Origin of the sequence: Rhodococcus sp. IEGM1428 (genome assembly GCF_050321865.1) — a bacterium.
Classification (GTDB): domain Bacteria; phylum Actinomycetota; class Actinomycetes; order Mycobacteriales; family Mycobacteriaceae; genus Rhodococcoides.
In genome coordinates, this window is record NZ_JBNQFW010000007.1 from 90,916 (window position 1) to 103,151 (window position 12,236).

Here is a 12,236-nt window from a genome sequence, read left to right on the forward strand (position 1 = left end):
GCCGTAACACCTGTTACGCTCGTCCGTAACAAGTGTTACGGCGAGAGGGGAGGTGGGAACGAGTGACACTCGAAGCGGACGATCCGCGGCATCGCATTTCGCAGGCCGTGTGGGACACGATCGCGGAGGTGGGAATCGAGGCGACGACGGTGCGCGCGGTCGCGACTCGGGCGGGCTGCACGACCGGTCTGATCATGCACCGCTTCAGCTCCCGGTCGGCGATGTTGGTACACGCGCGACAGACCCTGTTCGAGCGCACGGCAGCGCGGGCCGACGAGGCCGGTACCGGTGGCACGCAGTCCGCGGCGGAGCGTCTGTATGCCGTTGTCTGCTCAGTGCTTCCGCTCAACGACGAGCGCATTGTCGAAGCTCGAATCTTCACGGGCTTCGCGGCGGCGGCGATCGCGGACGCCGAGCTGCGAAACCCGCACGTGACCCACACGCGTCAGTGGCTCATTCGCCTAGCGGGTCTCGTTGCCGACCTCGGCACTCACATCACCGATACCGAGGCCGCAGAGAGCGCCCTGCAAATCGCGACCGCGGTGGAAGGCATCGTGGTTCTGGCGGTACTCGATCCCGAGACGTATCCGCCGGCGACGCAAAAACGACTGGCCCAGCGCACGATCGCAAACGTGGTCGACCGCAGTGCCCGGCATTGATCGGTGACCTTGTCCCTACCTTCGACTGAACGGACCCCCATGCCTACGCTCCATCACGCCCCGCTGGCACGCGTGGACCAGAACACCCTGTACCGCATCATGGCGCTTCGGGTCGCGGTATTCGTGCACGAGCAGGGCATCGTCGACGACATCGAACTCGATGGTGCGGACCTGCTTCCGACGACGGAGTTGTTCTGGATGCAGGACGACGACGGTGAGGTGCTGGCGACCATTCGAGTTCTCGTCGACGACACCGTTCATATCGGCCGAGTCGCGACTGCCGCCAGTGCGCGGGGTCGGGGCTATGCGGGAGAACTCGTAAAGGCGGCACAGGAGGCATATCCCGGGGTGGTCGAACTCTCCGCGCAGGCGCACCTCGAAGAGTGGTACGGACGCTTCGGATTCGTTCGTGTGGGGGAGAACTACCTGGACGCTGGAATCCCGCAGGTGCGCATGGTGACGAGCGGATGACCAACCCTCTTCTGTCCTGACCAATGCCGTTGAGCCGCAATGGTATGTCGAGCGGTTCAGAACAACGTGGGTGCGGTGTAGCGACCGTTCCGTGCTTCGTTCAATCGCGCGCTCCAGCGCTGCACGAGCCACATTTCGACGAGCTCGGGGCTGGTACCGATGTCGGTGGACCAAGCGGTGATGAGTTCGACGTAACGGTCGTAGCGACGACGAGTGAATCCGGTGACGGACGGGTCTTCGAGCCAACCTTCGTGGATCAGGGTCGACACTCCGTATTGGTCGATCAGCTGCGCCGGCCCGCCGTAGACCGACGCCTTCACGGCCCACAGGAACGTGGCCATGAGGGACATTCCGACGCCCGGTGCGTCGGGCCAGCCGGACCAGGTGGAGTTCGGATGGTCGGGCACTACGCGGTTGCGGACGCAACTGTCGAGCACTGCCAGAGTCTTGGCGACGGGGTTCTCGTCCGGACGGCTCAGGTGCGGGTTCATGACGTCGGGGAATCGCCTCATGGCTCGGCGGTGCCGATGGCTGCCCTGCCACGCCGCGCAGAGAAACAGCAGTCCGAGCGAATCATGTTCGCCCGTGGCCAGATCGGTGCCATGCCGAAGATCGTTGCGCTGCACGGTGGCACCGCCGTACTCGACTATTTCTCCGTCGAGGTTGCGGCCCCGCAGCCGAAGATCGTGGCCTGCACGGTCGAGGTGGCCGTTCCACCAATCCAGATCTACCTCCACGCCGTCGTCGAGGACATGCAGGTCGTAGCTGCGGTGCTGGCACCACTGCACACAGGCTTCTGGCGGCGGGAACCCCTCGTCGAGTCGTGACATACCGCCATCGAAGCATCGGGTACCGACACACTGGCGGCGTTGGCGATGTCCCTGCGAACTGTCGGTCCCATATGGAACTGTGGGGTCTGATTAACCATCAGCACGAACAGGGGAGTGCCGGTGACCATTGCCGACAATGCTGTCGACAGGCTACTCGTCGACGTGGTGATGAAGCCATCGACGTGGACGATGGCTTGTCCGGCGACGTGAAGTACTGCGTGTTGCCCGCCCTCGAAGAGCCGACGGCACTACAGGAAGTGCTCGACGGCATCTCGACGTCCAATGTCCCCGAGTCATGGGCTGACAGGTCGGTCGCAGAGCCCGTCGCTGCGTTCCTGAAGCCCATCGACGGTGCAGGCGTTCGGGGGATCGGCCGGAAGGCAAGGCTCGAACTGCATCCTGCCCCCGGGCATCACCGTCTTCATTGGACGCAATGGCTCAGCAAGTCCAGTCTGTCCGAGGCAATTCGAATTCGCGATGACTGGCGGGAGCTACCGATTGAAAGCCTCGCCGCGGGCCGGTACTTGGCGAGTTCGAGTCTGAAGCGATGCATGAGAAGGAGGGTCAGGGCCGTATGTCCTAGCAACCGTGTCCACGTCCGTCGGTTCTGTTGTCTTCCGAGCGGCCGCGTATGACCCGAATATTGGTTTAGCTGCGTCAGTTGACGTGGTGATGTACCGCGTTTTAACTGGTAAAGCCAGCTCACCCGTCAGCTAGATTAAAGTCGGATAGAGTTTGTGCGTTCGATCGAGTCAACCGCGGATTCAGCCTGAATTCACGCGCGAGGGCACGGAAAAGAGTCGAGAGACGGTGGATTGGGACGATGGATAGAGATCAGCAGGCACTCGCGCAGCTCTGGGCCAACGGCATGTTGGAACCAGCGCTCTCTTACATCCGATTCCCTGTGTTCAAGAACCTGGCAACGAATCTAAGGATCGAGTTTTCGCATCCGGTCACTGCCCTGGTGGGACCGAATGGATCTAACAAAACCGCCATGCTCAGAGCACTGCAGGGCAGTCCCGCTGGGAACGATATGGGGAACTATTGGTTCGGCACTGCGATGGACGAAATTCCCGCCGATGCAAGACATCGTTTTATATATGGTCGAAAATCTTATTACGCCAAGCGCACAGTGGAAGTAATTAAGACTAGGATCGGTCGGCGGAAGAGTCAGCGATCCAAACGGGAGATCGACCCCGATCTGTTTGAGCCAAGTCGTCCCCTCACTTCCGATCCCGACAGCATGCAACGTTACACCCATGGAAAGCAGCCGTTCCCCGACGGATCGACAACGAGATGGAACCCCATCGCTAAACCGGTGGTCTATTTAGACTTCCGGTCTCAACTGTCTGCATTCGATTGGGCATTTCATCATTCTGAGCCGTCGAAGAAGATCGGTGCAGCAACCGATCTCCAGGTGTTGAGGTCACGGAAGGACAAGATCCGAGCGAGAGCTAAAAGGCTTGCTCACGCTATTGAAACTGAAGCGCAAACTGATGTTTGGTATACACGTGAAAGAATAATCAAGCCGATATTTGAATTGACCGCGGATGAGCTGAAATGGGTCAACAAAATTTTAGGAAAATCTTATGAGAAAGTTCGCCTAATTAAGCATCGATATTTTGGCAATGCGGGTGGTTGGACCATTATCGTGCAGACAGCAGGACTAACGTACTCCGAAGCGTTTGCTGGAAGCGGGGAGTTTGCGGCAGTCATGATCGTACATTCGGTTCTAAGTGCTGATGAGAGATCTTTGATTCTATTAGACGAGCCAGAAGTCTCGTTGCATCCGTCTGCACAAGAAGTTTTGATACAGTTTCTTTGTGAAGCAAGTAAAAGGTACAAGCACCAGATGGTTTTTGCCACGCACTCACCTGAGATGATCCGGCCGTTACCACCGAATGCAATCAAAGTTTTTTCAGTACGGAACGATGACGGTAAAGTCGACTTACCATCGCAATCATCCTCCGCACATGTCGCTTTCGATGCGGTGGGGGCGAAGTTCGAACACCCAACAATCGTAGTAGAAGACAGGCTCGCCAAAGCGGTTGTGGAAAGAGCGATCAGTCAAAATCCAGTCGCGAATATCGTACAGGTGAAATTTATTCCTGGCGGTGCCAGCACACTTTGGGCCCACTACGTTCCAATGTGGGCTCACGACGATAGGACTGACCTCTTGTTAATGCTCGACGGTGATCAGCACTGCGAGCAGACCAGGCCGCTCGATGAAATCCCAGCGGTGGAGCTTGAAGCGGAGATGAAGCATTGCATGAATGAGGAGGACGTTAAGCTTCCATTCGGGGCCAGTGAGATCTCGTCAGTTGAAAATAGACGGGAATCTATCCGGACAGTCTTATCCTGGAGGTCATCAAACGTAGACTTTCTCTCTTGTAATACGCCCGAACAAATGCTTTGGGAATTTCGCCACGAATTGCAAACTGGATCTGGGATTAACCCCGACGGGCCCGAGTCGAGCGTTATCAAGGGTTTGTGGGAGGAGTACGCATGTGGACAGCTGAAACGTGAAAAAGTGACTGGAGAGCAGATCTACACGTTTCAACTTCAGGCCCTAGCGAGAGTGCCCGTACACCACGTGCTGCTACAGGCTATACTTCGTAGGGTAGAGATTTTCGTTAACGGAGGCACACATGAGAGCTAATGATGTCTCGGTCATTGACTTCTTTTCGGGTTGCGGAGGGACGAGCTATGGATTCGAAAAAGCCGGTTTGAACATTGCCGCCGGCATCGACTTTGATGCAGATTCGGCGACCACATTCCGACAGAACTTTCCCCGATCTGCGTTCATCGAGGCGGATATTCGTGGCATCGAGCTCGATGAGATCCGCGAACTGATGCCCAGCGGTCCCGTACTCTTTTCCGGATGCGCTCCCTGCCAGCCCTTCTCCCGGCAAAACAAGAACCAGAAGGGCGGCGATCCGCGGCGTAGTCTGCTGGCTGAGTTCGGCAAAGTTGCGCTTGCACTTCGCCCAGAATTGATAGTGGTGGAGAATGTGCCAGGCATTCAGAATCCAGCGCTGGGTGGCCCGTTCAATTCATTTATTAAGAGATTGGCTTCCGCCGGGTATGATACCCATTTTTCAGTTCTGCGGGCACTGGAATACGGCGTTCCACAAGAGCGCAAAAGACTGGTTATCGTAGCTTCAAGAATTGGTGCAGCGCACATGCCGGTTCCAACTCACGTCTCGACGCGAAGGAAAGCTAAGACGGTGCGGCAAACCATCGAGCGCTTTCCCATTCTGAAGGACGGTGCGGTTGACCCTAAAGATCCGGACCATGCAGCAATGAAGCTAGCCGAAATTAACTTGCAGAGAATTCGAGCCACACCAGAGGGTGGTGATCGACGCGATTGGAGCAGTGAGCTCATCGCGGAATGCCATCGCGACCATAAAGGCCACACAGATGCATACGGCCGAATGTGGTGGGATCGCCCCGCGTCCGGTCTTACCACCAGATGTATCTCCTACTCGAATGGGCGCTTCGGTCATCCCGAGCAAGATCGAGCTATCAGTTTGAGGGAGGCAGCCAGCCTGCAGACTTTCCCGAGATCCTTCAAGTTTGCTGGAACCTTAACGTCTAGAGCAAAGCAGGTTGGGAATGCGGTTCCTCCGTTAATGGCGCAAAGGATCGCTGAAGCGCTAATCGAAGGTACCTGATAGCCGGTCGACCCTAGAGCTGTAAATTTCGATGCTGCTGAATTACGTCGTTCTAGGACGCAGACGCTTGTATTTCACAGTAGCAGAGCCTACCGAGGAGATCCCGGCGTTCGTGCCATATGTATTATCTCGATATGTTATTCACGGGTACGAGCGTACGAGCGTACGAGCGTACGAGCGTACGAGCGTACGAGCGATGTGCGTTCGGCGTCAGTGACCGGGGCAGATTTGTGAAGTAAAAAGTAGGCTATCTGAATTCTTGGATTTCGGTGAGGGGTAAGTCTGACCGCCTAGATCGGTGTGATGCGGAGGCGTTTTGGGTGCTTATATCAGTTGAAGTCCGCTGCTAAAGGCAAGTCAACATGATCGTCCACAACGGTAGATAGTTGAAGCTTGCACTCAGAACATGGACGACTTGAGTTGCTGTCGATAATTCTCGAAAACCGTTTCGATCTTGTCGGTGGACATTTACGATGATGCATTTGCGATCTGCATGTCAAGCTCCTCTAGCAGGGGCAGTAGATCGTCAAAAATTTGCCACTCTTGAGCTGGCTCTGTCATAGTTTTCGCTCTATTAACTCGGACATGCGCAGCCGCACCTCTTTTCTGCGCCAGTTCATCAAGTTTGTCAAAAAGCTGACTATCAAAATCTGGATCACGAAGACCCAGTGGCATGAGTATTGCCTTAAAGTTTCGCCCACTTATCCCGTGCATGCGTTTGATTAGCTTCTCATAAGACTTCACAGCGGATTCCATGTCCGAAGAAAAGTCAGCTAATTCCAATGGAATCGGCTGCGTTTCGCTCCGAACTGAGTTCCAAATAAGAAGACATTTTGCAGTTCGCGAGATTTGACCTCGCACAAGCTTGGCTCTAGCTGATTCAACAGCTTCTAAACACCGTCTTTCCGCGTAGTCCTCGAGGTGGGCACTGGCCAGAACCCGAAAACCGAGCGCTCGGTCGTGGTCTGCACGGCTATAGCTTAGAGATTCATCCCGTTCGGCTATGAGAGCCTCCCGCAGCTTTTGCAGTGAATCCTTGAGGGAAACTAAACCGGGCGACGTCATGACTTCAAGATGCCTTATTCTTGGACGTGGACGTTACGCGATCTAGCAATGCATTGGCGCGAGCTGAAGCGTCAAGCGTTGCCCCGGTGCAGCGTTCAACTGCCTCCGCGAAGAGTTTTATGCGAGTCGCTGTCGCGCGCGCTGTCTTCGTGGTCGATTTTAAGGCATTTTCAAATTCTCGACTGTCCGAGCAGAGTTGTTCGAACGCCATTCGTATTTCCTGTGAGAATTGCGACACTAAGCTATCTGTGAGTTCTTCCGACGATAGAACGATGCACATTGTGTCGAAGACAGCAATATTAAATCGTCGAACATACTGCTCCTTTTCACCGTCGTATCTCAAGAACGAATTGGTTAATTTGAAAATCTTCTCCGTCCTCTCGATCGCAAGTTCAGTACGATCTGCAAGCGACTCGTAGCGCTCTCGGTTGGATTCCCAATCTTTATTCCCGGTTTCGCACATGGTGTCCAAAAACTGGCGTAGGTCCCCGTCATAGCTTTCCAAGTTCTGCTGGAGAGCGACGGACCTAAGTAGCATCTCGGCGTCGCGCATCCTAAAGTCTTCGCCTTTTGTTCGGCGTGCGCGATGAATTGCAGCGCTTCTTGCCGACCTATTGTTTATCCAGGACGAAAATGATCCTGGAAATAGGGCTTGCCGCAGTTCTTGAGGGGACAACGGAAGACTTCCCTGGTTTAATCTTACGAATATCTGGTATAGCACGGCAGGTTTACCCCAGTTTCGAACAACAATAGTTCGAACTGGTTGTGCCAAGAAGTTGTCAACGTAAGACCTGCTCTCGGGAGACTCGTTTTGTATCTCCTGCAGACTCATACCATTTAGACTGCTCAAGAATTGAAGATTCTTTAATTTAAATGTTCGAAAGCTGTCATTTGGGTCGCCGAATTGCTTCATCGTCACTAGGCGCTGTTTGCCGTCCAAAACAATAAAGCTTCCCTTGCGCGTTTTGTCTTCGGCAAGCACCACCTGTGGAACGGGCAAGCCCAACATAAGTGACTCAATGTACTTGCTCTTGCGGTCCGCATTCCACGCATCTCGTCTTTGAAATGCTGGATTAATATCAAATGTTCCTCCTATTCTTTCTAGAAGACTCTGTACGCTCCAGTCAAGGGTATAAAGAAGTACGTCGTCGACATCGTCGGCCGTTAAAGACGACGGACTTTCTTCGTCTGATTCCTCATCTAAGTCATCGCCTCCTAGCTCCGAATCGGCTTGGCGGTACTCGATTGTATGCGAATCGGTCTCATGCTCATCGTCGATCGTCATGTTCGGGCTCGGCTCCTTGGGCGGTTACGGACAGCTCGTCAAAAGTATATACGTCGCCATGTTATGTTGGCGCAGTCTTGAGAACATAGTGAGGTGTGCCGGTGGCAGGGTGGAGAGCAAGGCGATAGCAGTCGGATTCCAGCCAGAACCACGATCTGGAGTCACGTCTGCACGGAGAGCATGTGAGTTGTACGTTATCCCCGGCGAGGACCTCGGACAATTTTTTGGCCGGGCTCAGTACGTCCTGGTCAACGCTCGGTTAGAGTCAAAGTAAGGATGCCAAACCTAGATGCAATGGTCGCAAGGCCGTGCTTGATAGTCGAATTTCGGCAATTAACTGGCGGATTTGTTCGCAGCCAGGTCGGACGTGATTCACTCATGGATCTGGTCGACTGGCACGTAGTCTGTCAAGCCCCGTCGCAGAACGATCGTACTAGCCAGGAAAATCGACATGTCGGAGACAGCGAATTCGGTAGCACGGGTATGCTCAAAACGATTTGGCAGTCCCGAATTTTGTGGGCCGGCGCGTCTGGATTTGCCGTTCCCGTCAGTGCCATGGTGAGGATCACTTAGCACACCATAGCTCTGAGTGGCGGCAAGAATAGACCGGATTGATTATTTTTGAGTACGAGATGGCGTGTTATGCCTGGACCGCCTGGTCCCGGCTGTTCGACGGCTGGCCAACCTGCCTGGGTCCTGTGTGACTACTGACCGCCGTATTTCGAGGTGATTCGACTCTCCAACCACTGCAGCGCAATCGTGGGTGGCAGTGCCATCACCAGTATCAACACAACCGTGCCCATGATGTTCTCCATCCGCACGAGGCTCACGTTGCGCAGCAGTTCGTAGCCGATGCCACTGGACGACGAGAACATTTCGGCGAGAAGCAGACCCAGGAATGCCAAGCCGAAGGTCATCCGCATACCCGTCGCCAATGCTGGAAGCACTGCGGGAATGACGATCTGACGGATCAGCCTGGGCCAGCTCACCTGCAGCGACGCCGCCATCTTGAGATGGATTCGTTGGACCGATGCCGTCGCCTCGACCGCGACGAGGAACATCGGGATGAACGCGGCGTAGAAGGAGAACCCGAATCGGCTCAGTGCGCCGATACCGAGGAACGACAGGAAGATCGGGTACAGCACGATTTTCGGGATGCTGTTGATCGAGTACACGATCGGGGCGATGGTTCGGGTCCAAAACGGACTCAGGCCCAGTGTCAGGCCCAGCAGTGAACCCACGACGGTACTGGCAAGGAACGCGAGTACAAGGATGCGGAGCGAGTCGTAGACGTTGACTCGGAAGTCTGCGTTGCCCAGATCCTGGACCAGAGAACGCATGGCCTCGGCAGGCGTCGGGAAGATGAGGCTGTCGACCAGAACGGCCGAGACCCACCAGATCAACACCGCGACGACGGCGACGACCACGGGTGGCAGGAACCGTCGGGCGTTGGTGCGGCTAGCGGACGAGGCGGCTTTCGGGGGAGTGGTCGGGGCGGTGGCTACTCTGTCCAAGGTGCTGCTCATCAGCGGCGCCTCCAATCGAATCGGTTGAGCGCGAGCGAGATCAGCGAGGTCGAGAGCAGAGCGATCAGCGCCACTATGAGGATCCCGGCGTACATGTCGGCTATGTCGAACCCGTCGTAGGCAATGGAGATGAAGTGGCCTAGCCCTTGCGTCGACAGGATGAACTCACTGGCCAACACCGAGATGACGGCGTACGAGAGCCCGAGCTTGAGCCCGGTCACGATGCTCGGCAGCGCATACGGCAGAAGCACCGATCGGAAGTACTGCCAGCGCGTCAACATCAGCGTGGTCCCGAGCTTGGTGACGATCGGCGACACCGCGTTGAATCCGGTGTGTGCGTTCAACGCAACCACACCGAAGGCGAAGATGGTGGACAGGATGGCGATCGGAGCCACGCCGGCACCGAACAGCACCACCATGATGGGGTAGAGCGCGAATGTCGGGACGGCGTAGTAGACGTTGAGGTACGGCTGAAACGCTCTGTCCCACAGCTCGTACCGCCACAGAACGTACGCGGCGGCAACACCGAGTACGGAACTGAGCACGAACGCCAGAACGATGATGCCCAGCGTCCGGCCCAACTCGTCGATCAGGAAGTCCGGATCGGTCAGCAAGCCCAGTGACGTCGACATCATGTCGGTTACCGGAACGATGTCCAGCGGTGAGGCGAAGAACCGTGCCGAGATGTCGATGGCCACCAGTGCCGCGACGAGGATGAGCACGGTCCAACCCCATGCGGGGAGACCGAGCTGTCTGGAGGGGGCCGGCCGGATGTATCCGGGGACGACTGAGGCGCGCGTGATCTCGCGCGTGGGGGCACTCATGGTTCGATGCTCATCGTCTTCTTGGCCTCGTCCCGCAGCCGCGACCAAATACGTTCGTGCAGAGCGACAGCGTCGGGACTGGCCAGTACGTCTTCGGACCGTGGACGCGGGAGGTCGATGTCCACCTCGTCGATGAATCGACCGGGCCGCGCGCTCATCACCAGCACGCGATCGGACAGCAGTACCGCTTCCTGGATGCTGTGGGTGATGAACAGGACTCCGCACGTTAGCTTTTCGACGATCTTGAGTAGCTCGTACGACATGACCAGTCGCGTCTGCTCGTCGAGTGCGCCGAACGGCTCGTCCGCAAGAATGAGATCGGGCTCCATGGACAGGCAGCGCGCGATGGCCACACGTTGGCGCATACCGCCGGACAACTGGGTGGGGTAGTGGTCGCCGAACTTGCTCAGCCCCACAGTGTTTAGCAGCTCGTCGGCTCGGGACCGACGTTCTTTCTTCCCGACACCCCGGACTTCGAGAGCGAACGCGACGTTGTCGCGGACGGTCCGCCAGGGCAGCGTCGCCGATTCCTGGAAGATCACCGCAGTCTTGGACCGAGGGCCGGTCAGTGGTTGGCCGTCGACATACACGGTGCCGCCGTCGTGATCCTGTAGGCCGGCGAACACTTCGAGGAGAGTGGACTTACCGCAGCCACTGGGTCCGACGACGGAGACGAATTCGCCTCGGCCGATGGACAAGTCGATCTCGTGGAGGGCGGTCACATCACCGAAGCGCCGCGAGACCGACGAGGCGACGGCGATGGCAGAGGTGGTGTCGGGGCGGGGTCGAGTCGCTGCGTGAGTCACGTCGATACCTTCTGGTGGTGGGAAAATGCTGTCAGGAGTCGCAGTCGCCGGGAACATCGTTCTCGACTCCTTCGGCGAGGAACTCCGGGTCGAACAGGGTGCAGAAATTGGGTACTCGATCGCTGCCGGACGCTTCGACGCCGTCCTGGGCGGATTCGACCGACGCGGTGTCGAAGCCGCCGCCCCAGGTGTCGACCGAGGCTGCGCGCTCGACCACCGCGGTCGCCGACTCCACATCGAAGCCGGTGTAGTCCGCGTAGATCTGCGCGGCTGCAACAGGATCGGCCTTGATGGACGCCACCGCCTCGGTGTAACCGGCATTGATGGCCCGTACGACACCGGGATTACTCGCGGCGTAATCCTTGGTTGTGGTGATCGTCGACTGCAGGAACCGCGACATGTAGTCGGGGCTGCTGACGATCAGCTTGAAATCCTCCGGCCGCTGTTCGGCGACGATGGAGGGAACGAGTGCGATATCGACGTTGCCGGCTTCGAGTAGCGCGAAGCCCTCGCCGATACCGCCGGAGGCAACCCGCTCGATCCGGCTCGGGTCGACGCCCGCAACGGAGGGAAGCAGACGCGTCAGAGCATCGGACGCCGAGTTGGGCCGGGTGTAGGCCCAACGGCGGACGTCTTCGATGGAATTGATGTTGGGATTCGAGGCGAGTGCGTAGAAGTTCATTGGGTACGGCCCCTGCGTTCCGCCGCCGACGATGCGCAGTTCGGAGCCGGCCGCGTCCGCCTGCACGATCGACGGGTAGCTGACCTCACCGATGGGGATGTTGCCGTCGAGCAGCGTGCGCATGGTCGCGCTGCCGCCCTTGCCCGGAACGATGTTCTCCACGATCACGCCGTGCTTCTCGAACAGTCCCTGCTTCTGCGCGACAAGCCAAGGGATGCTGTAGATTTCGGCCGCTGCCGAGACGGTGACGTCGATCGTGACCGGATTGGCGGGGTCCGCGTCGGGGCCGGGATCCGATCCGCATGCCACCAGCGCGCCGGACAGCGCCACTGCTGTCATGATCGAGGTGATTCGGCGTAAATGCATCTGCGTCCTCGCTTGCTGATCGGCGTGACGGTGCCGAAGTGGGAGTGT

Annotated in this window: 11 protein-coding genes; 4 read left to right on the top strand and 7 right to left on the bottom strand. The window is 57.2% G+C overall.

Translation table 11 applies throughout. From position 1 onward, the window contains the following. The first annotated feature begins 62 nt into the window (after positions 1-62). A complete protein-coding gene (locus tag ACQR3T_RS25255; protein ID WP_428695312.1) occupies positions 63-659 on the top strand; it encodes a TetR/AcrR family transcriptional regulator in 597 nt (198 codons plus the stop codon). Between the two features lie 39 nt (positions 660-698). Then, positions 699-1,130, top strand: coding sequence for a GNAT family N-acetyltransferase (locus ACQR3T_RS25260; protein WP_428695313.1), 432 nt, complete (start codon positions 699-701; stop codon positions 1,128-1,130). Positions 1,131-1,186: 56 nt separating this feature from the next. Here the strand turns inward: ACQR3T_RS25260 and ACQR3T_RS25265 are convergent, their stop codons facing one another. Next, on the bottom strand, positions 1,187-1,960 hold the full coding sequence (locus ACQR3T_RS25265; protein ID WP_428695314.1) for a hypothetical protein: 774 nt from the start codon (positions 1,958-1,960) through the stop codon (positions 1,187-1,189). An 823-nt stretch (positions 1,961-2,783) separates the two neighbouring features. Between ACQR3T_RS25265 and ACQR3T_RS25270 the strand changes: the two genes are divergently transcribed. Beyond that, on the top strand, positions 2,784-4,619 hold the full coding sequence (locus tag ACQR3T_RS25270) for an ATP-dependent nuclease (RefSeq protein ID WP_428695315.1): 1,836 nt from the start codon (positions 2,784-2,786) through the stop codon (positions 4,617-4,619). Beyond that, complete coding sequence (locus ACQR3T_RS25275; protein WP_428695316.1) at positions 4,609-5,634, top strand: DNA cytosine methyltransferase; 1,026 nt, start codon at positions 4,609-4,611, stop codon at positions 5,632-5,634. Before ACQR3T_RS25270 ends, ACQR3T_RS25275 begins: the two co-directional genes overlap by 11 nt. Before the next feature lie 468 nt (positions 5,635-6,102). Here ACQR3T_RS25275 and ACQR3T_RS25280 read toward each other — a convergent pair whose 3' ends face one another. The 6 genes from ACQR3T_RS25280 to ACQR3T_RS25305 form a co-directional block, all read right to left on the bottom strand. Next, the gene (locus tag ACQR3T_RS25280; protein ID WP_428695317.1) at positions 6,103-6,699 is read right to left on the bottom strand and encodes a HEPN domain-containing protein; all 597 of its coding nucleotides are present in this window, start codon (positions 6,697-6,699) and stop codon (positions 6,103-6,105) included. Positions 6,700-6,703: 4 nt separating this feature from the next. Further along, positions 6,704-7,984, bottom strand: a complete 1,281-nt coding sequence (locus ACQR3T_RS25285) for a GmrSD restriction endonuclease domain-containing protein (RefSeq protein ID WP_428695318.1) — start codon at positions 7,982-7,984, stop codon at positions 6,704-6,706. A gap of 704 nt (positions 7,985-8,688) precedes the next feature. Further along, complete coding sequence (locus ACQR3T_RS25290; RefSeq protein WP_428695319.1) at positions 8,689-9,510, bottom strand: ABC transporter permease; 822 nt, start codon at positions 9,508-9,510, stop codon at positions 8,689-8,691. Then, positions 9,510-10,334, bottom strand: a complete 825-nt coding sequence (locus ACQR3T_RS25295) for an ABC transporter permease (protein ID WP_428695320.1) — start codon at positions 10,332-10,334, stop codon at positions 9,510-9,512. Before ACQR3T_RS25295 ends, ACQR3T_RS25290 begins: the two co-directional genes overlap by 1 nt. Further along, positions 10,331-11,095, bottom strand: coding sequence for an ABC transporter ATP-binding protein (locus ACQR3T_RS25300; protein ID WP_219520223.1), 765 nt, complete (start codon positions 11,093-11,095; stop codon positions 10,331-10,333). The genes ACQR3T_RS25295 and ACQR3T_RS25300 overlap by 4 nt, the downstream gene beginning before the upstream one ends. A gap of 76 nt (positions 11,096-11,171) precedes the next feature. Then, positions 11,172-12,188 carry an ABC transporter substrate-binding protein gene (locus ACQR3T_RS25305; protein WP_428695321.1) on the bottom strand — a complete coding sequence of 339 codons (1,017 nt, stop codon included), beginning with the start codon at positions 12,186-12,188 and terminating at the stop codon, positions 11,172-11,174. Positions 12,189-12,236: the final 48 nt, after the last annotated feature.

Coding starts and splice junctions, on each gene's coding strand:
- ACQR3T_RS25290 (WP_428695319.1), bottom strand. CDS start 9,510: ATGAGCAGCACCTTGGACAGAGTAGCCACCGCCCCGACCACTCCCCCG.
- ACQR3T_RS25295 (WP_428695320.1), bottom strand. CDS start 10,334: ATGAGTGCCCCCACGCGCGAGATCACGCGCGCCTCAGTCGTCCCCGGA.
- ACQR3T_RS25305 (WP_428695321.1), bottom strand. CDS start 12,188: ATGCATTTACGCCGAATCACCTCGATCATGACAGCAGTGGCGCTGTCC.
- ACQR3T_RS25275 (WP_428695316.1), top strand. CDS start 4,609: ATGAGAGCTAATGATGTCTCGGTCATTGACTTCTTTTCGGGTTGCGGA.
- ACQR3T_RS25280 (WP_428695317.1), bottom strand. CDS start 6,699: ATGACGTCGCCCGGTTTAGTTTCCCTCAAGGATTCACTGCAAAAGCTG.
- ACQR3T_RS25285 (WP_428695318.1), bottom strand. CDS start 7,984: ATGACGATCGACGATGAGCATGAGACCGATTCGCATACAATCGAGTAC.
- ACQR3T_RS25270 (WP_428695315.1), top strand. CDS start 2,784: ATGGATAGAGATCAGCAGGCACTCGCGCAGCTCTGGGCCAACGGCATG.
- ACQR3T_RS25260 (WP_428695313.1), top strand. CDS start 699: ATGCCTACGCTCCATCACGCCCCGCTGGCACGCGTGGACCAGAACACC.
- ACQR3T_RS25265 (WP_428695314.1), bottom strand. CDS start 1,960: ATGTCACGACTCGACGAGGGGTTCCCGCCGCCAGAAGCCTGTGTGCAG.